At 44.8% G+C, this 23,542-nt stretch carries 24 protein-coding genes; 12 read left to right on the forward strand and 12 right to left on the reverse strand.

Annotated elements, in window-relative coordinates; translation table 11 throughout:
- Positions 1–38: 38 nt before the first annotated feature.
- The gene (locus ACM1ND_RS07190) at positions 39–1,127 is read right to left on the reverse strand and encodes a M24 family metallopeptidase (RefSeq protein ID WP_418027410.1); all 1,089 of its coding nucleotides are present in this window, start codon (positions 1,125–1,127) and stop codon (positions 39–41) included.
- Positions 1,128–1,199: 72 nt separating this feature from the next.
- Positions 1,200–1,928, reverse strand: coding sequence for an MBL fold metallo-hydrolase (locus ACM1ND_RS07195; RefSeq protein ID WP_418027411.1), 729 nt, complete (start codon positions 1,926–1,928; stop codon positions 1,200–1,202).
- A gap of 203 nt (positions 1,929–2,131) precedes the next feature.
- Here ACM1ND_RS07195 and ACM1ND_RS07200 point away from each other — a divergent pair, with 203 nt between their 5' ends.
- Entirely contained in the window at positions 2,132–2,644 is a 513-nt protein-coding gene (locus ACM1ND_RS07200; protein ID WP_023987694.1) for a GNAT family N-acetyltransferase, read from the forward strand.
- 121 nt (positions 2,645–2,765) lie between these two features.
- On the opposite strand, the gene ACM1ND_RS07205 is transcribed toward ACM1ND_RS07200, so the two are convergent.
- The 3 genes from ACM1ND_RS07205 to ACM1ND_RS07215 form a co-directional block, all read right to left on the reverse strand.
- Complete coding sequence (locus ACM1ND_RS07205) at positions 2,766–3,200, reverse strand: threonine/serine exporter family protein (RefSeq protein ID WP_013309318.1); 435 nt, start codon at positions 3,198–3,200, stop codon at positions 2,766–2,768.
- Positions 3,201–3,220: 20 nt separating this feature from the next.
- A complete protein-coding gene (locus tag ACM1ND_RS07210) occupies positions 3,221–3,976 on the reverse strand; it encodes a threonine/serine exporter family protein (RefSeq protein ID WP_013309319.1) in 756 nt (251 codons plus the stop codon).
- A 113-nt stretch (positions 3,977–4,089) separates the two neighbouring features.
- Complete coding sequence (locus ACM1ND_RS07215; protein ID WP_418027414.1) at positions 4,090–4,944, reverse strand: hypothetical protein; 855 nt, start codon at positions 4,942–4,944, stop codon at positions 4,090–4,092.
- Between the two features lie 358 nt (positions 4,945–5,302).
- Here ACM1ND_RS07215 and ACM1ND_RS07220 point away from each other — a divergent pair, with 358 nt between their 5' ends.
- Both ACM1ND_RS07220 and ACM1ND_RS07225 read left to right on the forward strand, forming a co-directional pair.
- On the forward strand, positions 5,303–6,034 hold the full coding sequence (locus ACM1ND_RS07220) for an HAD family hydrolase (protein WP_076158147.1): 732 nt from the start codon (positions 5,303–5,305) through the stop codon (positions 6,032–6,034).
- Between the two features lie 136 nt (positions 6,035–6,170).
- Positions 6,171–6,851: a serine/threonine protein kinase gene (locus ACM1ND_RS07225; protein WP_418027416.1), complete on the forward strand. Its 681-nt coding sequence runs from the start codon at positions 6,171–6,173 to the stop codon at positions 6,849–6,851.
- A gap of 85 nt (positions 6,852–6,936) precedes the next feature.
- Here the strand turns inward: ACM1ND_RS07225 and ACM1ND_RS07230 are convergent, their stop codons facing one another.
- On the reverse strand, positions 6,937–8,355 hold the full coding sequence (locus ACM1ND_RS07230; protein WP_028543003.1) for an NAD-dependent malic enzyme: 1,419 nt from the start codon (positions 8,353–8,355) through the stop codon (positions 6,937–6,939).
- A 271-nt stretch (positions 8,356–8,626) separates the two neighbouring features.
- Positions 8,627–9,433, reverse strand: coding sequence for an adenosylmethionine decarboxylase (gene speD, locus ACM1ND_RS07235; RefSeq protein WP_013309324.1), 807 nt, complete (start codon positions 9,431–9,433; stop codon positions 8,627–8,629).
- Positions 9,434–10,131: 698 nt separating this feature from the next.
- Between speD and ACM1ND_RS07240 the strand changes: the two genes are divergently transcribed.
- On the forward strand, positions 10,132–10,980 hold the full coding sequence (locus ACM1ND_RS07240; RefSeq protein ID WP_023987699.1) for a hypothetical protein: 849 nt from the start codon (positions 10,132–10,134) through the stop codon (positions 10,978–10,980).
- An 84-nt stretch (positions 10,981–11,064) separates the two neighbouring features.
- Here ACM1ND_RS07240 and ACM1ND_RS07245 read toward each other — a convergent pair whose 3' ends face one another.
- Positions 11,065–12,078 carry an RluA family pseudouridine synthase gene (locus ACM1ND_RS07245; protein ID WP_418027419.1) on the reverse strand — a complete coding sequence of 338 codons (1,014 nt, stop codon included), beginning with the start codon at positions 12,076–12,078 and terminating at the stop codon, positions 11,065–11,067.
- A gap of 223 nt (positions 12,079–12,301) precedes the next feature.
- Here ACM1ND_RS07245 and recQ point away from each other — a divergent pair, with 223 nt between their 5' ends.
- The 3 genes from recQ to ACM1ND_RS07260 all read left to right on the forward strand — a co-directional run bounded on the left by recQ (position 12,302) and on the right by ACM1ND_RS07260 (position 17,624).
- On the forward strand, positions 12,302–14,200 hold the full coding sequence (gene recQ, locus ACM1ND_RS07250) for a DNA helicase RecQ (protein ID WP_025724305.1): 1,899 nt from the start codon (positions 12,302–12,304) through the stop codon (positions 14,198–14,200).
- Positions 14,201–14,254: 54 nt separating this feature from the next.
- Positions 14,255–16,126, forward strand: coding sequence for a B12-binding domain-containing radical SAM protein (locus ACM1ND_RS07255; protein WP_338533393.1), 1,872 nt, complete (start codon positions 14,255–14,257; stop codon positions 16,124–16,126).
- A gap of 184 nt (positions 16,127–16,310) precedes the next feature.
- Positions 16,311–17,624 carry an alkaline phosphatase gene (locus ACM1ND_RS07260; protein ID WP_023987703.1) on the forward strand — a complete coding sequence of 438 codons (1,314 nt, stop codon included), beginning with the start codon at positions 16,311–16,313 and terminating at the stop codon, positions 17,622–17,624.
- A gap of 204 nt (positions 17,625–17,828) precedes the next feature.
- Here ACM1ND_RS07260 and ACM1ND_RS07265 read toward each other — a convergent pair whose 3' ends face one another.
- Entirely contained in the window at positions 17,829–17,918 is a 90-nt protein-coding gene (locus tag ACM1ND_RS07265; RefSeq protein ID WP_007429455.1) for a putative holin-like toxin, read from the reverse strand.
- A gap of 396 nt (positions 17,919–18,314) precedes the next feature.
- Positions 18,315–18,590 (reverse strand): hypothetical protein, encoded by a 276-nt coding sequence (locus tag ACM1ND_RS07270; protein ID WP_028543001.1) that lies wholly within the window; start codon positions 18,588–18,590, stop codon positions 18,315–18,317.
- 141 nt (positions 18,591–18,731) lie between these two features.
- On the opposite strand from ACM1ND_RS07270, the gene ACM1ND_RS07275 reads away from it, so the two are divergent.
- Together ACM1ND_RS07275 and ACM1ND_RS07280 are read left to right on the forward strand one after the other, a co-directional pair.
- Positions 18,732–18,929 carry a hypothetical protein gene (locus ACM1ND_RS07275; RefSeq protein WP_068939946.1) on the forward strand — a complete coding sequence of 66 codons (198 nt, stop codon included), beginning with the start codon at positions 18,732–18,734 and terminating at the stop codon, positions 18,927–18,929.
- A 53-nt stretch (positions 18,930–18,982) separates the two neighbouring features.
- Positions 18,983–19,507, forward strand: a complete 525-nt coding sequence (locus tag ACM1ND_RS07280; protein ID WP_049828510.1) for a hypothetical protein — start codon at positions 18,983–18,985, stop codon at positions 19,505–19,507.
- A 553-nt stretch (positions 19,508–20,060) separates the two neighbouring features.
- Here the strand turns inward: ACM1ND_RS07280 and ACM1ND_RS07285 are convergent.
- Positions 20,061–20,666: a DedA family protein gene (locus tag ACM1ND_RS07285; protein ID WP_023987704.1), complete on the reverse strand. Its 606-nt coding sequence runs from the start codon at positions 20,664–20,666 to the stop codon at positions 20,061–20,063.
- Positions 20,667–20,681: 15 nt separating this feature from the next.
- Positions 20,682–21,257, reverse strand: coding sequence for a class I SAM-dependent methyltransferase (locus tag ACM1ND_RS07290; protein ID WP_068939948.1), 576 nt, complete (start codon positions 21,255–21,257; stop codon positions 20,682–20,684).
- 284 nt (positions 21,258–21,541) lie between these two features.
- On the opposite strand from ACM1ND_RS07290, the gene ACM1ND_RS07295 reads away from it, so the two are divergent.
- The 3 genes from ACM1ND_RS07295 (at position 21,542) to ACM1ND_RS07305 (ending at position 23,539) form a co-directional block, all read left to right on the forward strand.
- Positions 21,542–22,378 (forward strand): hypothetical protein, encoded by an 837-nt coding sequence (locus ACM1ND_RS07295; protein ID WP_076294969.1) that lies wholly within the window; start codon positions 21,542–21,544, stop codon positions 22,376–22,378.
- Between the two features lie 80 nt (positions 22,379–22,458).
- Entirely contained in the window at positions 22,459–22,812 is a 354-nt protein-coding gene (locus ACM1ND_RS07300; protein ID WP_339201664.1) for a FlxA-like family protein, read from the forward strand.
- 298 nt (positions 22,813–23,110) lie between these two features.
- Positions 23,111–23,539, forward strand: coding sequence for a GNAT family N-acetyltransferase (locus ACM1ND_RS07305; RefSeq protein ID WP_053324927.1), 429 nt, complete (start codon positions 23,111–23,113; stop codon positions 23,537–23,539).
- The last annotated feature ends 3 nt before the right edge of the window (positions 23,540–23,542 follow it).

The raw sequence follows: 23,542 nt of genomic DNA on the forward strand, positions 1-23,542 counted from the left end.
ATACTTTTTACATACCGATATAATGAATAGCGATGTTTTTATCCCAGCACCGTAAGTTCTTTTGGAAAAGAGGTAAGCACTTCAACACCATCAGAGGTGACCAAAACGTCATCTTCAATCCGCACACCGCCGAGGCCTGGCACATAGATACCGGGTTCGATTGTGAACACGAAGCCTTCATGAAGCAGATCGCTATTGCCTCCGTGTACAGATGGATATTCGTGAACACTCATGCCAAGGCCGTGTCCAACTCGATGGTTAAAGGCAGGGCCATATCCAGCGGCTTCAACAACAGCCCGTGCTGCCTGATCTACGGATGCGCAGGAAACTCCCGGGCGAATGGCGGCAATTCCCGCTTCGTTCGAGCGAAGAACCGTATTATAAATCGTTTCCAGCTCAGTCGATAGCTTTCCAAAAGCAAAAGTACGTGTAATATCCGAAGCATAGCCATCGGAGTATACGCCCATATCAAACATGAGCAGATCGCCATGCTGTAGCTTGCGGGTGCCTGGAACACCATGAGGCAAGGCTGTTTTGGGTCCAGACAGTACTGTTGTGTCAAAGGACGGGCCGTCTGCGCCGATCTTTTTCATCTGGTATTCGATTTCTGCCACCAGTTCGACTTCCGTCACCCCTTCACGCACATGGGTGAGACCGTGACGAAGAGCATCTTCTACCAAACGAGCTGCATGTTTCAGACGTTGCACTTCCTCAGGAGTTTTTCTCACACGCATTTCTTGAAGCACTGGACCTAGATCCACATATTGAGCCGCGCCAATGGCAGTATGTAGCTGTTCGTAACGGAGGACGGAGACGTGCTCCTTTTCCAGCGCGAATGCTTTCACACCGGTGCCTGTACGTTGACGCAGCAGATCATATGGATTGTCCGTATCGGTGTGGGTGGATATACGAGTCACAGAAGAAGCAGCTTGGGCGGCTTCTGCATCCAGGGCGGGTACGATCAGTTCTGGTTCTTGGTCCCGAAGCAACACCAGACCAAGAAAACGCTCATGCGGATCACTGGCAAAGCCCGTCAGATAGTAAATATGTTTAGGATCGGTCACAAGCATGCCGTCCCAAGACTGTGACTTCAGTTCATCATACAGTCGGGTTATTTTCTCATTCATAAAGTCTCATTCCTTTCTGTCTATTTATTCATTATAGCTCTTCATACATAATTATTTATAGCATTGAATGACTTATTCTCTTTCCTGACATAATGTTTGCAGTCGTGCCTGTACATTCTGATCATAGTAACCACCATGGTAGCAGAGTACCTTCTCGACATCCAATACAGTTAGTTTATCGAGGCTCTTCAGGGCCAGCGGCATATCCGGCGTAGCCGACTCTGCAGGACCGACCAGTTCACCTTCGACTACCAGCAGTTCATCTGCTGCCAATAGTAGCTTTTGTGCGGGCACATACAAACTTATATGCCCGGGCGTGTGACCGGGTGTATGAATAATCTGTATGCCCCCACCATAAGGCAGATGCTCACCGTCCTCAAGAATATGAGCAAAGCGCAAATCTGGCAGGCGGCGAATCATATCCTCTGCTTGCTGCTTAAGCACAGTATCCATTTGTTTGATCCGTTCCGACGTCAGCTTCACAAACGGTCGCTCTCCTGTCATATAAGGAACGTCATCCTTATGGGCTAACAGGGCAGTATTCGGCAGCAAGTCCAGTAGTGCATGAACATTTCCGATATGGTCAATATCCTGATGTGTTAAAATAATTCTTTTCAGGCGGCTGATATCCTCACCCACATCTGAAATAGCCTTGCGTAATGGCTCCAATTGGCCGAGCATTCCCGTGTCAATCAGTGTAAGTCCATCCTCGTCCTTGAGCAGCACAGGATAAATGGTCGTTTTTCCAAAAAAAGATTCTATAGGTACTTTCAAAATCAAGAGTTGATTTCCAATATTCATATTAAGCTGCTTCAGAATCCCTGACTCCGAAACATACCTCCCGTCTCATCGTGTTAAATCGCTTTCCTCGTTTTTATTTTTCCTTATCTTCAAGCTCTATTATAAAACCCTTTGGGACTAATCCGCAAAACAACTCGATATGGCTGATCGGGCGCTTGTCTTGTACAATAAATAAATCACACAATAGGAGGCGGATACGAATAATGAATAAGGACCAATCTTTTTCCATTGAATTTGCGTGCAAAGAGGATCTTCCCGATATTGTGGACATTTATAATTCTACGATCGCAGGACGAATGGTCACGGCAGATCTGGAACCGGTGACAGTGGAGAGTCGCATTCCATGGTTTGAGGCTCATCAGGAGAACCACCGCCCTTTGTGGGTATTAAAACAAAAGGGTGCAATTGCCGGATGGGCCAGCCTTCAGTCCTTTTATGGGCGTCCAGCTTATAACGGTACAGCAGAAATTAGCATATACGTCCATGAGGATTCTCGTGGAACAGGAACAGGAAGTCGACTGGTACAGCACTTGCTAAATGAATGTCCGAGACTGGGGATTACAACGTTGTTGGGATTTGTTTTTGGTCATAATGAGCCAAGTATTGGGCTGCTGCAGAAGTTTGGTTTTGAGCAATGGGGATACTATCCGCGTGTAGCTGTGCTCGACAGCATAGAGCGAGATTTAGCGATATTGGGTAAGCGAGTGGATGAATAATAGCTTATGACAGTTAAATATTCTTTGTAATGTGTACAGAAAAAGGCTGTTTCCAAAATCTTCTCAAACACTGCGGATGATTTTAGGAGCAGCCTCTTTTACTTTGCTATTTTCATCGCTTTTAGCGCTGTGGTTTAAAACGTATGCTGTGAAAAATTTGATTAAGCACCTCAGACAGCACCAAACCGACAGCAATAGCACCTGCGATCATCAGCGTGCTCATGGCCAGCTCCAGTGCCTGAGGATAATGTTGTTGTACGAACTGGCGCATGGCATTATAGGCCATTCCCCCTGGAACGAGCGGAATCATGCCTGCCACACTGAAAATAATCACAGGCATTTTGTACAGCCGCGCAAAGCCTTGACTGACGATGCCGATGAGAATCGTTGCCAAAAGGCTGGCGCTCACAGGCCCCATGCTGTCCGTGGTTGAATAATAGACAAGCCAGCCTAGCATACCAACAAAACCGCATTGCAGTAGTGAACGCCGGGGGGCATGGAAAAGTATGCCGAAAGCAGCGGTGGCAATAAAGCTTGTGAATAATTGTGCAAGCATAGACTTGAATCTCCTCCGAATCACATATAAGAAATGATAACCGCAACGCCAGCTCCAATGCCGAAAGACGTCAGGCAAGCATCGGCTCCCTTGGAAAGACCCGAAACAAGGTGCCCGGACATTAAATCACGAATGGCATTTGTAATTAACAAGCCTGGAACCAGTGGCATGACAGAGCCAATAATAATTTTATCCATCATCTGTCCCCAGCCTACTATCGTTAATAGAGCCGCCAACAAGCCGATTAGAAAAGATGCAGAAAACTCTGAGAAAAACTTAACCTTAACGAGCCTGTGAAAATACTGTACAGCTGCAAATCCGATACCTCCGCATAACACAGCTGCGGGGAAATCTCGCCAGACTCCACCAAACATGATCATGAAGCAACCGCTGGCCAACGCAGCAGCCATCAGCTGTACACGGTTGGAATAGCGGAGGGGGCCACGTTCAATCTCCGAAAGCTCCTTGACGGCAGCGCGAGGAGACAAATCACCTGTGCTGATTTTACGTGAAATGGAATTGACCTCTGTCACCTTGTGCAAATCGGTGGTCCGCTCTACGATGCGGATGAGCTTGGCAGGCTCCGAGTCATTAATGGCAAAAAAAATCCCAGTTGGTGTTACATAGCTATGGGACTGGGATATGCCATAGGCCGAAGCAATGCGGGACATCGTGTCTTCAACACGATAGGTTTCGGCTCCATTTTGCATCATCAGTTTGCCCGCCAACAGACAAACCTCAATGATTTCAGGAGTAGGATAGGAATGATTATTCATACTCGCTCTCTTTCATTCGTACCGGGCCGTTCGGCCCTATTATTTTCATTTATTGTAGCACAAAAAGCCGCCTTTTCAGAGGCGGTTATGTTAGGCGGAAGCCAAGGATTTCGTCATGATTCTATCATATCGGGAATAACGGTGTAGTAGGACTCTTCCAGATATGTTGCGGCCTCAGACAGACCCATCAACTCAAGCTGTCCAGCTACAAAAGCACGAAGAGCAGAATGGGTGAACAAATGCCGTGTCTGGGCATCCCGAATAAAAGCCAGCCTGGCTTCACGCGAACCGTTGTGGAACAACTCACGCACAGCTTCGCCTTGTTGTTCCCAAAGGAAAGGCTCCGTTACGGTCAAGAGGGCACTCTCCATAGAAGAGCTATTCTTCGCAGAAGAAGATAACTGAATGCCCAACCCGTTTAGCGTAGGAGCTGCTTCATTGTGCTTCCGTTCTGTTCGCAAGCTGTCGATATACGCAGCCATATCCTGAATCGGTTCGATACCAAAGCGTTCGCGAAAGCATTCGCGTACAAACGCGGTGCGTTCATCTACAATCTGAGGCAGTCGCTGACCTGCATGTCCAGAATAGTCATCTCCACTGGCATAGTATCGTTTTAATGAACTGTTCTCTGTATAAACAACGCTTAAAAAATCCTGCAAATGACGGGCAACCACCCACACACCCGTCCAATCGACGGGAGATACACATACTATAGGGGCCCGGGAAAGGTCCTTTTCAAGCCCAAAATCCGTTAAAAAGCCATAATGTATTCCGTCCACCCCTGCGTGGGCAAAAGGAACAACATCTGGTGGTGTAGCCATATATCGTGGCGCGCGGCCCTGCTCCATAATCAATCCCAAATCAAAACTCAGAGAATGCCGGTTCGCTTCGAGCTCTTTTTCAAATTCTATAAGTGCCTCAATCAAAGGTGTAGCTGATCCATAGGCTAGGTTAGAACCGGAATCCATCGTGTATGCCTCCCTTATCCAAGTACATCCGTAAAGCGTTCATCCCTAAAAGGTACGTGATTTTACACGAAATGTAAACCTGTATGACGAATATTTTCAAAAATGTGACCTTTTACCCGTGTGTTGTCAAATAAAACGCTTTCGGGCAAAGCAGGACAAGATACCTATGTTAGCTCGGTAGAGAAGTAAAGTGAGTTTGTGAAAATGCGGTCTTTTCAGTGTATGTTAGCAAACGTGAAGTGTGATTGCAGGATGCGCAGTTGAAGGACAAGGTGCAACGTAACAGGCCAACGGGTATAATATCAGGACAAGGTGAAAAGGAGCGTCATCCGAAGATTTAACAGAAAGAAGTGGGCATATGAATTTGCAAAAGAAGGCTGTTTTTTTTGATGTAGATGATACGATGTACGATCATTTGCACCCTACACGCGATGCATTGCGTACAGTATTAGGATTGAGTGAGCGTTTTCCTTATGAGAAAGCCTACCATCGTATTCGCTATTACAGCGATGTACTATCGGCTAAAGGAGGACTATTGGAGGGGAAGGCAGGGCCGGATGAACTGGATGAGATGAGGGAAGGCCGTTTCATTCTGGCTTTACAAGAATTCGGGGTAGAAATTACCCGTGAGCAGGCAGTACATGTTCAACAAGAATACTTAGATCGTCAGTACCGAATTGAGCCTTTTGAGGGGGCGATCTCGTTAATAAATGATTTGAGCTCGGCTGGCTTTTTAGTTGGATTAATTACAAACGGTCTTGAGGAACACCAGATGAGCAAGATCAAGGCCATGGCACTGGAAAATCATGTTGCAGCAGAGCATATCTTTGTATCTGGGACCGTTGGCTATGCCAAGCCTGATCCGCGCATTTTCGAAGTAGTGAACGAACGGACAGGAACGTTAGCAGAGCACTGCTGCTACATTGGGGATTCCTGGCGTAATGACGTGGCGGGAGCTATAGCTGCGAATTGGCAGGTGATCTGGTTCAATCACAGGAACGCTCCCCCGGAGACTGACGTGTTGGGGATCTATAAAACAGCAGCAAGCTATGCAGAGTTAAGAAGGTTGCTTCTGCCGGACGCTCGTTAGACACGGTACATACCGTATTTATAAAAGAATCAACCTATTTTGAAGCCATTCCAAAAGATAACCCGTAATACTATTTATCTGTTATAGAACTAACTTTATTGGTATTGGTTTAGAACAGAGAAGGAGGGGATCGCGCATGGTAGAACAATGGAGGCAGGCAGAAGACATCATAAGTCAAGTGACCGTATACAGTACGGAGGATAATGATCCGGTTACCATTAAAACAGGCACTCAAGACGTCCGCTGTATTGGCATCGGGACAGATGCGGCCGTATTTACGCTCGATGCGTTGCCAGGCTACGCGTTCAAGGTGTACTCAGACATGGCGATCGAGAAGAAAGATGCGGAGGCCGACGTATATGAGCGTTTGCGAGGGTCTGACTTTTTTCCTCATTATTACGGAAAAGGCGACAAGTATATTGTCATAAGTTATGAATCCGGTATTACGCTGCTGGATTGTCTGCTGCAAGGAATTCCTGTGCCAGAGCAGGTCATTCTAGATGTGGAAAAGGCGAGGGAATTTGTCCGATCCAAGGGGCTGAATCCCCGTGATATTCACCTCAAGAATGTACTCATGCAAGACGGGCGTGCCAAGGTATTGGATGTATCTGAATACGTGAAGGAAGGCGATGACAAGCGCTGGGAGCATTTGGTGTGGGCGTATCATACGTTTTATTCCGGTATCTCGGAGGTTAAGGTTCCCTCATGGATTTTGGATACGATTAAAAAATGGTACTACAAGCTGGACAACTCCAACTTTAATCTGGAGGAGTTTGCCCAGCGTGCCAGTCAATTGTTCTCTAAATGGAGGTCATAACCGCTGTAAAGAAAACGGATATGAAGACTGATCTTTCGATAGCAAAAAGGATTGCACCCGTATTTAGGGGAGCAATCCTTTTCTTTTATCTGAAATCCCGAGGCACTCTTCTGGCTGTACCGCTCGCAATCGCGGCTTGAATCACCTTTTCACGAACCCGTTGAACTGCACTCTCGTTAAATACACCAGGGATAATATACAGCTTGTTTAGTTCTTCAGGACGGATCGTGCCTGCGATGGCCTCTGCGGCCGCCAGCTTCATCTCTTCGTTGATTTCACGGGCACGGCAGTCGAGCGCCGCTCGAAAGATGCCAGGGAAACAAAGCACATTGTTAATTTGGTTAGGATAGTCCGAACGTCCGGTGGCGATGACACCCGCAATGTCCTCGACGTCCTCTGGCGCAATTTCGGGAACCGGGTTAGCCATAGTGAACAGCACCGGGGCTTCTTTCATACGTTTCACGTCTTCTCGTTGCAGTAGTCCACCTGCCGACAGCCCGATAAACACGTCAGCATCCTTCAGAACCTCGGACAGCGTGCCGGACAGCCGATCAGGGTTGGTATGCTGCGCATACCAGTTCCACATCGGATGCTCGTATGTTTCATCAGCTGTAAGCGCTCCGTGACGATCTACGCCAATGATGTTGACTGCTCCTGCAGATAGCAAAATTTTCGTACAGGCCACACCCGCAGCCCCGATACCACAGACGACAATTTTGACGTCAGACAGGGCTTTGCCGACAACCTTGAGCGCATTGATCAGCCCTGCGTATAAAACGACAGCTGTGCCGTGCTGATCGTCATGAAAAACAGGTATGTCCAGCTCTTTACGTAACCGCTGTTCAATCTCAAAGCATCGTGGCGACGAAATATCCTCCAGATTAATCCCGCCAAAAGCTGGGGCCATTTGTTTAATGGCCTTAATGATCTCTTCGGTGTCCTGCGTATCCAGACAGATTGGAAAGGCATCGACGGAGCCGAGCTGCTTGAACAGCATGGCTTTGCCTTCCATAACCGGCATGGCTGCATAGGGACCGATGTTCCCTAGCCCGAGAACAGCGCTTCCGTCAGAGACGACAGCGACCGTGTTGCGCTTGATCGTCAAGCGGAAAGCTTTGTCCGGTTCCTCGTGAATCGCCATGCATACGCGTGCCACATCGGGGGTATATACCCGGGATAAGTCATCGCGGTTTTGAATTGGGACTTTGGGCTGCATTTCAATTTTGCCCCCGAGGTGTAATAGGAAGGTACGATCAGAGATGGATAATACCTTAACACCTTGTGCTTTTTTAATCCGAGCAATCATTCGGTCGATTTCTGCTGGATCGGCAATGGTAACTGTAATATCCCTCACAGTGACCTTCTCAGAGGTGCTAATGACGTCAATGGCAATCACATCTCCGCCATGTTCGTTTACCAGCGTAATCAATTGACCAAATTGGATGTGTCCGGTGGAAATTTCCAATCGCAAAATGATGTTTTTACCGCCAATACCGCCTTGCATACAAATTCCTCCTTTGTCTTCCATAACAAAATCATACTTAGGATCAATTGATTGCGCTTACAATAGGAAACGGATGTAAATCTATGCTGATATTTTAAATTAGTGGTTTCTTCCCCTATCATAGTGAACAATCTCTCGCTTGTACAGATCAAGTTGAGTAATATCTATTATTTTGTATTTAAAAAAGGACGAAAGCCCGGCTGTATTCCAGTCCAAGCGATCATCCTTTTTTTTATAAAATGATCTATTTTATTTTCACGCATTCGATCTGTTACGTCATATTTTTACCGTAGTAAATTTCGTCCATTTCGATTTTGAGACGTGTTGATATATTTTGTTGCTCTTTTTCACTCAGACTTTCCTTGGTGTAGCCGAACAGGTAATTGTCCAGATCGAATTGTTTTAGCTTACATTTGGTATGGAAAATATTTTCCTGATACACATTCACGTCGATCATGTCATACTGACTGCGCACTTCGTCTGGAATATAGTTTTGAATGGAGGCGATATCATGGTCGATGAAAAGCTTATGTCCATTCGTATCACGTGTGAAGCCGCGTACCCGGTAATCAATCGTCATAATGTCGGTGTCGAAAGAATGAGTCAAATAGTGGAGTGCCTTGAGCGGGGAGATTTCCCCACAGGTAGAGACATCAATATCAGCTCGAAACGTACTGATCCCCTCGTCTGGATGATATTCCGGGTAGGTGTGAACCGTAATGTGGCTTTTATCCAGCTGTATCACGACAGATTCAGGTAGGGGGCCTGGTGACTCGGCATAAGATTCAGTCGGTACCTCCACAATGGGTCCTTCTGATATAAGTACTGTTACGCTGGCTCCTTGAGGTACATAATCCTGCTGGGCTACGTTGAGTACGTGGGCGCCGATAATGTCAGATACATTTTTTAAAATAGCTGTCAGCCGATCTGAGTTGTATTGTTCATCAATATATTCAATATACGCCTCGCGTTCTTCTTTGGTTTTGGTGTAACAAATATCGTACATGTTGAAGCTCAATGATTTGGTCAAATTGTTAAATCCGTGCAGGGTAATCCGCTGTTCCGGTGTTATGGTCATAGGCTATTTCCCCTTATAGTCGCAGTATTCATACATAATATTCCCAACACTCCTTTTCATATACCGATTCATAAAATCAGTTCTGTAGCTGTTAGATTAAAGCCTTGAACAAGTATGTCTTACCCGTTTGGCATAATTAAAAACAGGCAGGGGAGCGTCTTTGTTTTTACATGTATGGAAATTTTAACGTATATATACTTTATTTCTTACTCAGCGATTTTTAAGTAACAGGACTTATAATGTAGACTATGCATAGGGCGAAGGAACTGAATGGACAGAGGACTCGTAGTAAAACATAAGAACCGGGTTAGTAATTCATTAATTTAATGTGTGTCACCTTCACAATGCTGAAAGCTTAACCGAATATGATTATAGACCCGAAAAAATAGTGATTTTGTATATTGCGTAAATCGAGAAAAGCAACTTCAGCTAATAATGTGCGTATAATGAAATAAACGTAAGAAGCTGAGAATTATGAAGTTAAAATGAATTTTGATAGCAAAATTTAATTTACAAACCGATCCCATGTTACTGTCAGGATTTTGAAAAATTCGATTCCAGTCGCTCCGAAGTGCAAGATATAGACGAACTAAACCATTTCGATCTATATCTTGTTCATTGGAAAGTTCATTGGAAGTCGCTTATGAGATTTTTGCAAAATCCTCTACTGTAAGAAAAACGGTGAAAGGAGTATCAAGATGCTGGCTTTGTCCGATCCGGCCTGGACTCTGCTCCAAGGCCCCTACGGTTCTTCTCAATACGTCCCAGAAATGTTGAAGCAGCTCCAAGCCGGATATGACGGCGAAATGGCTGACACCTTGTATTGGGAGGAACTGTATCACCAAAATACGTTGTATACTTGTACATTTGCGGCTGTACCTTACCTTGTAGACATTGCGTTAAAAAGTTCTGATATAGGGATTCGTGCAGATATATATAACATTTGCGGAATATTCGAAGCGAAGAATAACAATCCTCTACATACCAAAGTTCCATTGGAATTTACAAGGGATCAGGTGAAAGTGGATTCTAGTCTGGCTGAATATATTTATGCGCAATATCGGAGTGCCATTGTCCGACTTGCAGAATTGACTGAAGAAATGGTGCTCTATGCGAAGGAACACGAAGGAGATATCGGTAAACGCTATGTTCTGGCTGCGGGTGCTGCTTTTCAGGGTTATCGCTGCGTAGCTTATATGCTACAAAGCTTCGATACAGGTGACGAATATACGCTGGATTGTCCGCATTGCGGTACCCCGCTCTATATTTGGCCTGATGAACAGAATGACACCCTGGTTGTCTATGATAAAGATCCTGTAAATTCAGACAATCTGGTTCCCCATCCGATCAGCCCCCGTTCATTGGACCGTAGAGGTGCTAATATGCAGTGGTTACACGAATATGCCCAAAAAATTGAAGAGAACAAGCTGCTTGCCCAATTACCCTATTTAAACGGTTGGGTAGATTGTCCAGTGTGTAATACGCCCATATATATATGGGATGAGTTGATGAAAATGGCTGATGGTGTTCGGAGGTATACCGCTTAATCAATCAAAAAAGGGTGCTGTCTTCTACAGCCCCCTCATTTCCTCTTATATTTTTCCATCTAATCTCCGTATGCTTTGCCAATTCTACTCCCGAAACGGATTCAAAAAGGTTTTAGGAATGTCGGATTCAAAACGCAGCAATACTCCGGTGACGGGATGAATAAATGACAATACCCTCGCATGTAGGCCAAGACGCCCAATCGACTTGGATTTGGAACCGTATTTTTTATCTCCAACAATTGGATGGCCGATATCCTCCATATGTACGCGGATTTGATTTTTGCGTCCGGTTTCCAAACGTACTTCCAGCAAAGAAAAATGCCGATTGGCTTGAAGCAGCTTGTAATGAGTGACTGCGTGCTGTCCGTCATTCGGATAAGGACTGGAATACATTTTTAGCGTCTTGCTTTCTTTCAGCCATGAAGTGATTGTACCCTCAGCTTTTTTAACTTGTCCTTCGACAAGAGCAATGTATGTTCGTTCATACACAACTTCCTTCCACGCTTTTTGCATTTCCTGCTGTATGGCTTCGCTTTTCGCAAACATCATCACTCCTGATGTATCACGATCCAAACGATGCAGTACAAAAATACGATTGTACGGATGTTCGCGCCTCACATGGGCCGTAAGCTGGCGATATGCTGTTACTTCCTGCTCCTGCGCTGAAGCCACGGACAGCAACCCGGCATCCTTATGGATAACGATAATGGCTTCATCCTCATGCAAAATACGTAGCCCAGTCAGTGGTACGACGGGAGTTATTTTTTCCTTGGAAAGAGCGACAGTCTGACCTTGCTCCAGTGGAAAATTATGCACGGTACGCGGAATGCCGTTGACGGACACCTGCCCACGAGCCAGTGCTGATTTAATGGAGTTACGACCCATGCCAGTCACATGTTCTACTAAAAAGCTCAATAGCTCGGCAGGCTCCTGGACGATGTATGTTTTGGCAGGGGTTTTATCTAAAGCATTCGTTCTCCGTTGAGCTTCCGGTTTATGGGAGCCAGATCTTCCGGCAGGTTTATGACTGCGTTTGGAATGGCTTGCGTTTGACGTAGATTTTGTATGATTTTTCCGTTGGGGTTTCCGATTGTTCATGGATTCTTTCTCCTTCTTGGAACCGTGTCTCTTCATAGTTATGGACAAATTTGCGGCACCGTGTTCACTATATCATGAGAAAACAGCGAGCGCCATAAGGGACTAAACCAGATTGGCAGTCTTCTAGCGGTTGAACATTACCCTGAACCCCGGTAAACTAAAGGTAACGAAAGAAAAGCCGATATGCGTCAAGGACGCTAGAAATATGAGGAGTTTTGAAACTATGAGTGTACAAGCACCAACATTGGAACGGGCGCAGGACTTGCTGCAAAAATTTTATGGCTATCCCGATTTCCGGGAGGGACAAAAGAAAATTGTGGCCAGTATGCTGGAGGGCAACGATACGTTGGGCATCATGCCGACAGGAGGCGGAAAATCGATATGCTACCAGATCCCCGCGTTGTTGCATGAGGGGCTGACCATTGTCGTGTCACCGCTCATCTCGCTGATGAAAGACCAGGTGGATGCGCTGACCACAATGGGGATTGCTGCTGCTTACATCAATAGTACGTTGAGTGGTCGAGAAGTGAATGACCGCATACGAGCTGCACGAAATGGTGACTTGAAGTTGCTGTATGTCGCACCGGAACGACTGGAACTGGACTGGTTTCGCGATGAAATGGCTCAGTTGCCAATTTCCTGCGTTGCGGTAGATGAGGCTCACTGCGTTTCCCAGTGGGGCCATGATTTCCGTACCAGCTATCTGGCTGTGGCTCCATTCGTGGACGGGCTGTATGAACGCCCAATCGTGGCTGCGTTTACGGCAACGGCGACACCGCAGGTCATGGATGACATCGTGCGCCTGCTTCGTCTGCGCTCACCGGAGACGTTCGTTACAGGCCTTGGACGGCCCAATTTGGCGTTCAGTGTGCTGCGCGGGGAAGACAAACGCAGCTTTTTACTGAATTATGCCCGTGAGCATGAGGGGGAATCGGGCATTATTTATGCGGCGACACGTAAGGACGTGGACGATTTATACCAACGGCTGCGTGATGCAGGCATGGCAGCCGGGCGCTATCATGCCGGGATGACAGATCAGGAACGTGCAGATAGCCAGGAAGGGTTTTTGTACGACGATATCCGTGTCATTGTAGCAACCAATGCCTTCGGCATGGGGATAGATAAATCGAACGTACGCTATGTCATTCACTACAACATGCCTAAAAATATGGAGGCTTACGTGCAAGAGGCGGGACGCGCAGGACGTGATGGCGACCCGAGTCAATGTATTTTGCTGTTCGGACCGCAAGATATTGTGACGCAGAAGTTTCTGATTGAGCAAAATCCACAGGATGAAGACCGCAAGCGCAACGACTACCGCAAGCTCCAGCAGATGGTTGATTATTGCTACACGACTCGTTGCCTACGTACGGCACAGCTTGAGTATTTCGGAGAAGCGGAAGAGCATGAAGCTTGCGGTATATGTAGTTCATGTACAGATGAGCGGGAACTGGTTGATATGACCATAGATGCGCAAAAGATTTTTTCGTGCATTCATCGCATGCGGGAGCGTTATGGGGTCTCGATGGTCGCCTCGGTCTTGAAAGGCTCGCGTAACAAAAAAGTGCTGCAGTATGGTTTTGACAGCCTGCCAACCTATGGCGTGATGGGCAACCGGACGGAAAAAGAAATTGCTGAAATTATCAATGTTCTTGTTTCGGAAGGCTATCTGATGTTGTCCGAGGGGCAATATCCGGTCGTACGCTTGCAGCAGCTTGCGGCTGAAGTGCTAAAAGGCCAGCGAGAAGTCATGCAGCGTGTGGTGCGACATGCCACGGCTTTTGCAGGTGGAGCAGGTTCACGCGGACGACAGGGACGCGATGCATACCCGGCTGCAGTCAACGAAACCGTGTTCGAGCAATTGCGCCTGATTCGTCGCGATCTGGCCGCTCAGGAGCATGTACCGTCTTATATCATTTTCAATGATGCGACGCTGCGTGAGATGAGCGTAGCGAGCCCGCAATCCGAGGCAGACATGTTGCGGATCAAGGGTGTCGGCGAAGTGAAGTTCCGCAAGTACGGCAAGCCGTTTCTTGATTTTTTTCAAAATCAGGGGAATATCGGGGGAACGGTAAGCGAGGACGAGATTTATGCAGACGATGTGTACGAGGATTTTGAATAGCTATACTAAGGTAAGGATAGAACAGTTCATGCAAACTATAAAAGGTTGTGACCTATGAAAGTCATTTTATCAACATTAAATGCAAAATATATTCATACCTCGCTGGCAATTCGATGCCTCAAAGCCTACAGTGAAAAGGACTTTGATATCGAGCTGGCGGAGTACACAATTAAGGACCCGGTGATGAACATCGTATCCGATTTGTTTCAACGGGGGGCAGATGTCATCGGCTTTTCCTGTTATATTTGGAACATTGAAGAGACGATTAAGGTCATTGATGTGTTGAAAAAAATTATGCCCGAGGTCAAAATTGTTCTGGGTGGTCCGGAGGTATCCTACGATACGGATCACTGGATGAAGCGTTTGGCGAATGTGGATTTTATCGTGGTTGGTGAAGGAGAGGAAACATTCCATCAACTGCTGCAGGAGCTGGAAGGGGATCGCAAGTTCCATTTTGTATATGGACTGGCTTACCGTAAGGGAGAAGAGGTTATTCAGATGCCCGGCCGCCCGAAAGCGGACTTGAACGAGCTTCCGTCGCCCTATCGTTTTGCAGAGGATATACCGGAGCTCGGGAAACGGGTTGTTTATTTTGAGACGAGCCGGGGTTGTCCGTTCAGCTGCCAGTTTTGTCTGTCCAGCATTGAGGTTGGGGTGCGTTATTACGATATCGAGCGCACAAAGTCAGATATTTTGTATCTGATCGACAATGGGGCCAACCTAATCAAGTTCGTAGATCGGACGTTTAATATTAAACGCGATTATGCACTGGAAATGTTCAAATTTTTGATTGAAAATCACCGTGGCTGTGTCTTCCAGTTTGAGATTACGGCAGATATTATGCGTCCTGAGGTGTTGGATTATTTGGCGGAAAACGCGCCACCGGGCGTATTTCGATTTGAAATCGGCGTCCAATCAACGAATGATCCCACCAATGAGTTGGTTAAGCGTCGCCAGAACTTTACCAAACTTTCCCGTACTGTTACCAAGGTCAAACAAAGCGGTAAAATCGACCAGCATTTGGATTTGATCGCCGGATTGCCCTTGGAGGACTACAACACATTCCGTAAAACGTTTAATGACGTTTTTGCGCTCGGCCCGGAAGAGCTTCAACTTGGCTTCCTCAAAATGCTGCGTGGCACCGGACTGCGTATCGACGCAGACAAGTATAACTATACGTATATGGATGTTGCGCCGTATGAAATGCTGAGCAATGACGTCCTTTCCTTTGCCGATATCGTCCGGCTCAAGCGCTTGGAAGATGTATTGGAGAAATACTGGAACTCTCATCGTATGGATCATACAGTCAACTATCTGATTGAGCGTGAATTCTCGTCCGCTTTTGATTTCTTTCAGGAATTCGGAGACTACTGGGAAGGACAGGGCTGGCAAAAAATCGGACATCAGCTCGAAGACTTGTTCACGCGTCTCCAGTCCTTTCTGGAATCGCGTGGAACAAAGCGAATGGATATGGTGCTTGGACTGATGAAGCTTGATTATTTCCTGAACCATAAATACAAGCCGCGTAAAATCTGGTGGGAGCATACCTTGGAGAAGGACGATTGGTCCAGCTACATGAAAATGATTCTCCAGCACCCGGACGCGCTGTTGTCACCTGCGGCGGTTGCAGATTTAGTGGCAGATGCGAGCAAGGAGAGTACAGGTGAGGCGAATGTAGGCAATCAACAGCCTCAGCCATACCGCGAGATTATTCCAGCCTTTGCTTCATTGAAGCTGAGTGAAAAGGAACTGCAAAAGCACGCGGTGCTGGATGTACTGCCATTTAGTCTGGATCATATCCTGAGTGGGGGAAGCCCATTGACAGCCGAAGGCCGCACGCTTCTGCTTGTAGTCTATCAGCAAAATGGACAGCAAAAACCGCTCTACTACACCATGCCGATCGGCAAAAATATCGCCGCCATTTAAATATAGACGCCAGAGGGCATCGACTTTGATAAACCAAGAGTCGGTGTCTTCTTTTGTTTTATAAAAAACAGGTGGTCACTCCAAATTTTACATTCGTGTAATCTTTTGCTTTACGATGCTTTACAAAGCAGATATATGATTACTTTATCATATATGAATATTAAATTTATTGGAGTGTGACCTTGTGAAAAAGCGTTCGATGAAAAAGAGTATCCTTGCTTTCGGTGCCATTACCGTTTTGAGTGCGCCATTGTTATCTGCTAATATCCCTAACGCTTTTGCAGCCTCATCTAGTACCAAGTCTACTACCGCACAGGTATCCAAAGGACTGAAAACCTCGTCAGCGAAAGTCGATGCTCCTAAGAATGTCATTCTCTTTATCGGCGATGGTATGGGAGAAGCAAGTCGCAACGCGATTCGCTTGGCGACGGTAGGGAAATCGGGATTACTTGAAATGGACAACATGCCTGTAACCGGCTTGGTTAGCACAAGTTCAGGGGATAACCTGGTTACGGATTCTGCCGCCGCTGCGACTGCAATTGCAACAGGTGTGAAAACGTATAACGGTGCGATCGGAATGGACTTGAATAAAAAACCAGTGACAACGATTATGGAGCTAGCCAAAAAAGCAGGCATGTCTACAGGTGTCGTGACGACAAGCCAAGTGACAGACGCAACGGGGGCCGCCTTTGGTGCGCATGTCGAAAAACGCTCCGCTCAAAGCGAGATTGCCAAGCAGTATCTGGAGAAAAGCAAGGTGGATGTTATTCTGGGCGGTGGTGAGGATTTCTGGTACCCTGCAGGAACAGTAGGCAAACATCCAGATGCTCCGGCAGAAGATCCTGAGGAAGCTAGTAAGGGAACTCAAGGAAATTTGGTAGAACAAGCGAAGAAGCTGGGTTATAGCTATGTGACAGATCAGACAGAAATGAAAGCAGCTAAAGGTTCTAAGTTGTTAGGGCTGTTCGCCAATGAAGAGATGTTTCAAGCTCACAACAAGCTGGGTAACTCTTACAACCCAACGGTTTCTTTACCGGATATGACGGCTAAAGCGATTGATGTTCTTTCCAAAAACCAAAAAGGTTTTTTCCTGATGGTAGAGGAAGAAGGAACGGATGAGATGGCGCATGACAATGAAGGTGAGTTAACGATTAAGGCTGGGCAACAGCTCGATAAGGCCGTTAAAGTAGCTAAAGAGTATGCCAAAGCGCATCCAGATACATTAGTGTTGGTGACGGCAGATCATGAAACGGGCGGTTTGGCGATTGAAGGCGAAGATGCGGAGGATGAATCCGGTGAAGGCGTCTCCAAAGAGGATGGTCCTTTTACTGTAAAAGGCTCTAATGAAAAGTTTTATATCGACTGGACCACAGGAGGACATACATCTGTTGATGTGGCGTTAACCGCGATGGGTCCCGGATCTTCTCAGTTTAGCGGGAATTACCCGAATACTGCCATTCATGACAAGCTGGTTAAGCTGCTTCAATTAAAGAAGTAACGTAGGGTGAAAGCTGCCTCTTAAAAAGATTTTCCATATTGGCAATATGGTTTTTCCTGTGATAAACTAAAGCTAATAAGTATATACTAAAAAAGAGTAAGGATGCTACCAACATCCTCACTCTTTTACAACAGCCGCTTATAAGGGCGGTGGCTGTAGGGTTGGATTAGTAAAATAGACCGCTAACCTTTTCCGGAGGGCGGTCTATTTCTTTTTGTTGAAGGAAATAATCAAGATCACCAACGTTGCAAATTGAATCATCAACATTAATGTATCTTTAACCTCCACAGGCATCACCTCCTTTGCAGGAGACTAGCCGACCGCCCATCTAAGCCATTCTGTTGTTAGTTTATAGTATATCATATGGATAGTATTGCTAAAAAGGACAAACCTGAACTAAAAAGTTACCTGTCGTGCCACTGCGCAGTCGGATGGTGCTTCCCATCGCCACCGCCCCCGGATTTCTTGAATTAGTCTTTGTTTAAGGTGGAAATCCGGGGACAAAAGCGACCGCTTCGCTTGTACAGCACCATTCCGCCTACTCCGTTTTTGTGTTTCATTTTTCGAGTTCAACTTATTTAGCCGAATTGACAATTTTGACGCAAGTAGAGTGCGCAGTTTTGGTCAAGAATATTATTTGGGCTAAAGTTCTCCTAACAGGGATAGAAGTTTCTTTTTAAAGTGAAAATATTAATCAGATAAAATTTGGTTTAAACAAACGCCATCTTTCAAGCCTTGTTCATACATAATAGATTCAACCATGCCTTGGAGTAGAGTAGTATTGGTATCATAATCGTAAAGAGTTTGTATGTATTCCTTTGGCAAGCAATCATGTAAAATAGAAAAGAGTTGATTACAGTCTTTCATTAAGTCTTTGTATTCTGGAGAATTAGCCAGCATCGACCCAGCTACATGTTCCAGGCGAATAGAAACGAATTGATTAAGGGCTTCTTGTATAGCTTTCATTTATCTTCCTCCATTATGGTGACATCAAAGTGAGATCATAATCTTATTTTAAGGTGACATCACTTTGATGTCAATAGGGTGCGTAAATGGGTTATCACAATGCTATAATAATGACATCACTATTGTGAGGAGTTTTAAACAATGACAACGAATAAAAAAGCATTTACTTTGCGATTAAAACCAGAAAACTTTGAGAAGATCAAATATATAGCTGATAAGAACAAACGATCAATTGCTAAACAGATTGAATATGTACTTGAACAGCATATTGAAGAGTTTGAAGAAAAAGAAGAAAAAGAAGAAAAAGATAAGAAAGGTGATTCTATTACACAAGAATAACTTAGGGTTAATTAGTGTGGATAAAAATAAAAGATGTGTGAGGGGGAATATGCGTGAACGCTATATTAATTAATTCACGCCAAATTCCCTTTTTTACTGATCTAAAGTTGGTTTTCGAATCCATAAGTAATATCCAAACGGAATATAATTGGCTACTTACTGGGTTAGAACTGAATTGGATACCGGACGATCTTTTGGAGTATGTCGAGCAGAATCTGGCTTTTGAAGAAAACGGGTATGGAAACACGAAGTTATGGATGACTGGGGAACAACTGACACGTCTTGTACATAGATATGAGATTCAATTTATTTGGGGAATGCTCATGGGATTTGAAAAATCTGAGGCTGCAGATGTTGGTGCATTAGCTATGCAGTCCTATTCAAATGCCTATGAGGGCTGGTGGCAACTGGAATCGACAATGCAACATCCCAAAGCGAAAATTGAAGTTATTTGCTGGGATTCAACCTTAACTTTATTTCTCAGTAAGGATCAAACCGTAGTCCAGAGCTTTAAGGCTTATTTTAAAGACGCAAGAGATTTGGATGAGTATAATTTTGAGGCTAGTAACCGAGTTTAGAACAGAAGAGAATAATGAGATCTTTACCAACTGCAGTTAGCAAGCGACCATTATGGGCTGATCCTATAGCTCTGTTCTTTCATGTGAGGAATAAAGTCTATATAAGCTGAACTGAAGAAATGTACATGGAAAACGGAGTAGACGGAATGGTGCTGTACAAGCGAAGCGGTCGCTTTAAAAGCTTTCCGTAGGAAAGCTCGCTTCGGAAGCATCACCTCCCCGGATTTCTACCTATAAAAGATTTTACTTGAAGAATCCGGGAGCGGTGGGAAGCACCATCCGTCTGCGTAGTGGCACTAAGGTAACTTTTAAATTCGCTTATATAATTATCCAAGCAATAAAAACACGTAATTACGTAATATTGGTTATAATGAGGTAAGAATAATTAAGGAGCCGTGCTCTAACGCGGCTCCAGCATACAGCAACTGCATAAAGAGCAGTCGGCCGCGTAAGATAGATCGAGAATAGACCGTTGACCTTTGGTTAGGGCGGTCTATTTCTTTTTCATGTAGGTAAGTAACGCCAAAATGAACATGCCGAATAAGCTCAACCTTTACTCCTCCGTTGTTTTCTTCCCCCACACAAATTTCATTATAAAAAATATAATTGTCAGCATGATGAGAAGCAATGCCATCTGCAAGCCATAACGATGGATCAGTTCTCCTGCTGCTTGTACATGATCGCCAAAGATACGTCCGAGCAGAAAGAAGATCAGCGTCCAGATCAAGCCCGTTGAATAAGAGAAGAGGGCATAGCGCTTGAAGCTCATTTTATTGATTCCGACAATATATGGAATAATGTGACGGACGATCGGTAGCAAATAACTGATGCAAATAGTGAAGTTTCCATACTTATGTACTAATTTTTCCGAAAACGTAATGTACTTGTCCATTTTTTTCTTCCGGCGCAAACGTTCTAGAATCGGTGTACCCACGGTTCTCCCCAATACATAACCTAAGGACAAGCCTGATATAACCCCAAGATATACAATTAAAAAAGCGGGTAACGGGTGAAGTATGCCCATGCTTGTTACAGCCCCGCCAGTCATCACAATGACTTCATCCGGGATGGGCAGACCCACAATCCCAAGCCATAGAGAAAAGAATAATGCTGCATAGCCGTATTGTTCGATGATGGAAATTAAATATTCCACGTCCATACCTGTACTCCTTTCTTAGGTTTTCTTTCGGCATATATACACGAATGCGGGTGGAACATTCATTGGCACAAACTTGATTTCTTCAATATCAAACCATTCACCTAACTGCTGCTTCATCTGTTTAGAGTATTGAAATGCGACAAACATTCCTCCATCCCTGAGTGATAGATGAATTTGTTCTACAATTTGATTTCGCATCTCTTGTGGAAAATTGAAAAATGGCAGCCCGCTAATTATGCAGTCAAGCTGTTCTATTTGGGCATTTTTCATAGCAAGCTGAAGCTCGCGCGAGTCGGAATAGCACAGATAATTCGGGAATCTTCTTTTTAAATTCTGCTGCATGGCCTGGTCCTTTTCAAAGAGTAAGACCTTTGGTTGAAATTTAGCAGCAGACGGGATGTATTGAGTAATTGCCCCCGTGCCAGCACCAAGCTCGGCAACAGCATGAACTTCACTCCATGGAATGGATTCTATCATATTTTTAGCTAAAAATCTGGAACTTGGTGTTACACTACCCACATATGCAGGCGAGTACAAAAATTTGAATAGGAACATAAGTCTCTCGTGAACCAAATGGCTAATACGGATCATACATCATTCCCCTACTTTCAATTTTTAGAATACGTTCATTTATTCTTTGCTAAGAGTAACAAATTATCCCTTTACTTACTCCTGTCTCGAGTAGGGTTAATCCCCCCGTCCTGCGGAGGGGATTTTCCTTGACTATGGTCTAGGAAATAAAAAAAGAGTGGTATTAATGAGTCTGTATTTATTCAGTTATCATTCAGCATACCCTCAGGTTGCATTCAGATTTGCTGCCGATGAAAGGTAGGTGGGCAGCTAAAAACATTATGTACACTGAGAGGGGATCTACTTTGTCACTATCCATTAACAGGCATCTCATCACGACTTCCTATGATCAATCGAATACGGTGAAGTCAAATGAGAATGGACTAAATACCACGGGTCATACCACACACAAGAAATCTAACGATTCACTCGAATTGAGCAAGGAATTTATGGAATACACGGGAGGAATGCAGGCTCCGCTTCCTACGGAAAACTACAGTAATGATTACAAGTACGACGACCAGGATACCATTGCACTAACTACAGACCAACAGAAAATGCTGTTGTCTGATCTGCAAAGTTATCTGATGTCTTCAAGTGCTTCCTCTGATACAGATGAACTCACCAATAGCACGAAGAATCCATTGGCTTCGGTTAACGATTTATTAGCCGGTGTGGATCTTTCGACGGCAACAGATGAGGAAGTATCGGAGCTATTCGATAAGATAGCAGAAACGATCCAAAATAATCGTCCTGCACCGCCGCCTGAAGGAGACCCGTCCCATCCTCAAATGGATAGCAGTGGTCTGCCTCCTATGATGCAGGCAATGGGTGGAATTATGCCTCCATTCGCATGGAATATCCAAGAGACTTCCAATCAAGAGGATAACAGCACTACATCTGAGAAAGAGCTTACAGTAGATGAAAAAAGATCCTTGCTGAGTGATTTGCAAAGCGTTCTGAGTTCCAGTCTTATATCCGGGTCAACAGCTTCGGACAAAGATCAGGAAACAGATCTGCTTTCTACATTAAAAGACGCGTGGGGAAATACAGACAAATCGAATGCCACAGATGAAGAAATATCGGCTTTATTCGATGAAATCGCTAAGATTTTTGAACAATCTGTATCATCGTCGTCTTAGTCATTAGAGTGCAATACCATAGCTTAGAACCGGTTAGCCCACACGTGTAAACTCATACTTTTATAAAGGGGAAATCTCGTATGAACATTTCATCCACATCCAGCAGTTCTATATCTATTGCAAGCACTTCGTCTTCATCCAGTACCAACGATACAGCTAGTCTGGAAAAGCAAAAAGCTCAACTTGAAGCGGAGTACTACAAGGTACAGCAAAGTAAAGATAATAAAGATACAAAAGAAACAAAAATGAAGCAGCTTCAACAGCAAATTAAACAGATTGAAGCTCAAATTGCACAGCAAAGTTCGCAATCCAGCAGCACGTCAACTCCAAAAATGGAAAAGCCCGCTCCAAGTAACATGGAAACGACTCGTATCAACAGTGCTAACAGCAGTGATATTACAGGAGTTGGGAAATCACTGGATATTTCAATTTAATCATCCCATCTTTTTTCCTGTAGGACAGACGATGGATACAAACGATAGCAGGCTCTCCGTTTCAGAGGGGCCTGCTTTTTTCGTTTACTAAATATTTTGCATGAATCCAGGGAGCGACTTTCAATCAGCGATATTTAGATTAGAATAATTCTGTCCATCTAAATTGAATCATGTGACTAAACATAGAAAAGTATATACAATATATAACAGTAGGAAGATGAAAGTATTTTAACCCTATTATTTTCTATATTTAAATCAGTAAGTGCTAGTAATCATTTTAAATTGGAGGATTTATGCCATGACGCTGGAACCTCAGATGAATCGAAGTAGTAGAGATGAAGCGCGTTTAGTCAGAAACAAGTTGATTGAGTTTAATGCGAAACACGTCCCAGCAGATATTCGAACCCGATACGAAGAGATTAATCTTACGCTCAAAGATGAAGATGGTCAGGTGATCGGCGGTCTCCTAAGTGTACTATGTTGGAACTGGGTGGAGGTTGATATTTTGTGGGTAGATCAGCGCTACAGAGGAAAGGGCTACGGTTCACAACTGCTTGGTGAAATCGAACAAATTGCTAAAGATAAAGGGTGTAATTTTATACAACTTAATACCTTTACTTTTCAAGCGCCCGAATTCTATGAAAAGCATGGCTATGAAGTCGTTGGTGTCATTGACGATGCTCCAAGAAGCTTTAAACACTATTATTATAAGAAAAGTATCTACTGAGGA

Source organism: Paenibacillus sp. JJ1722, from assembly GCF_048282685.1.
GTDB classification, from domain to species: Bacteria; Bacillota; Bacilli; order Paenibacillales; family Paenibacillaceae; genus Paenibacillus; species Paenibacillus polymyxa_B.

Excerpts from the sequence above, each read along its gene's own strand:
- ACM1ND_RS07190 (WP_418027410.1), bottom strand. The coding sequence starts at position 1,127 with ATGAATGAGAAAATAACCCGACTGTATGATGAACTGAAGTCACAGTCT.
- ACM1ND_RS07195 (WP_418027411.1), bottom strand. The coding sequence starts at position 1,928 with ATGAATATTGGAAATCAACTCTTGATTTTGAAAGTACCTATAGAATCT.
- ACM1ND_RS07200 (WP_023987694.1), top strand. The coding sequence starts at position 2,132 with ATGAATAAGGACCAATCTTTTTCCATTGAATTTGCGTGCAAAGAGGAT.
- ACM1ND_RS07205 (WP_013309318.1), bottom strand. The coding sequence starts at position 3,200 with ATGCTTGCACAATTATTCACAAGCTTTATTGCCACCGCTGCTTTCGGC.
- ACM1ND_RS07210 (WP_013309319.1), bottom strand. The coding sequence starts at position 3,976 with ATGAATAATCATTCCTATCCTACTCCTGAAATCATTGAGGTTTGTCTG.
- ACM1ND_RS07215 (WP_418027414.1), bottom strand. The coding sequence starts at position 4,944 with ATGGATTCCGGTTCTAACCTAGCCTATGGATCAGCTACACCTTTGATT.
- ACM1ND_RS07220 (WP_076158147.1), top strand. The coding sequence starts at position 5,303 with ATGAATTTGCAAAAGAAGGCTGTTTTTTTTGATGTAGATGATACGATG.
- ACM1ND_RS07225 (WP_418027416.1), top strand. The coding sequence starts at position 6,171 with ATGGTAGAACAATGGAGGCAGGCAGAAGACATCATAAGTCAAGTGACC.
- ACM1ND_RS07230 (WP_028543003.1), bottom strand. The coding sequence starts at position 8,355 with ATGCAAGGCGGTATTGGCGGTAAAAACATCATTTTGCGATTGGAAATT.
- speD (WP_013309324.1), bottom strand. The coding sequence starts at position 9,433 with ATGACCATAACACCGGAACAGCGGATTACCCTGCACGGATTTAACAAT.
- ACM1ND_RS07240 (WP_023987699.1), top strand. The coding sequence starts at position 10,132 with ATGCTGGCTTTGTCCGATCCGGCCTGGACTCTGCTCCAAGGCCCCTAC.
- ACM1ND_RS07245 (WP_418027419.1), bottom strand. The coding sequence starts at position 12,078 with ATGAACAATCGGAAACCCCAACGGAAAAATCATACAAAATCTACGTCA.
- recQ (WP_025724305.1), top strand. The coding sequence starts at position 12,302 with ATGAGTGTACAAGCACCAACATTGGAACGGGCGCAGGACTTGCTGCAA.
- ACM1ND_RS07255 (WP_338533393.1), top strand. The coding sequence starts at position 14,255 with ATGAAAGTCATTTTATCAACATTAAATGCAAAATATATTCATACCTCG.
- ACM1ND_RS07265 (WP_007429455.1), bottom strand. The coding sequence starts at position 17,918 with ATGCCTGTGGAGGTTAAAGATACATTAATGTTGATGATTCAATTTGCA.
- ACM1ND_RS07270 (WP_028543001.1), bottom strand. The coding sequence starts at position 18,590 with ATGAAAGCTATACAAGAAGCCCTTAATCAATTCGTTTCTATTCGCCTG.
- ACM1ND_RS07275 (WP_068939946.1), top strand. The coding sequence starts at position 18,732 with ATGACAACGAATAAAAAAGCATTTACTTTGCGATTAAAACCAGAAAAC.
- ACM1ND_RS07285 (WP_023987704.1), bottom strand. The coding sequence starts at position 20,666 with ATGGACGTGGAATATTTAATTTCCATCATCGAACAATACGGCTATGCA.
- ACM1ND_RS07290 (WP_068939948.1), bottom strand. The coding sequence starts at position 21,257 with ATGATCCGTATTAGCCATTTGGTTCACGAGAGACTTATGTTCCTATTC.
- ACM1ND_RS07300 (WP_339201664.1), top strand. The coding sequence starts at position 22,459 with ATGAACATTTCATCCACATCCAGCAGTTCTATATCTATTGCAAGCACT.
- ACM1ND_RS07305 (WP_053324927.1), top strand. The coding sequence starts at position 23,111 with ATGACGCTGGAACCTCAGATGAATCGAAGTAGTAGAGATGAAGCGCGT.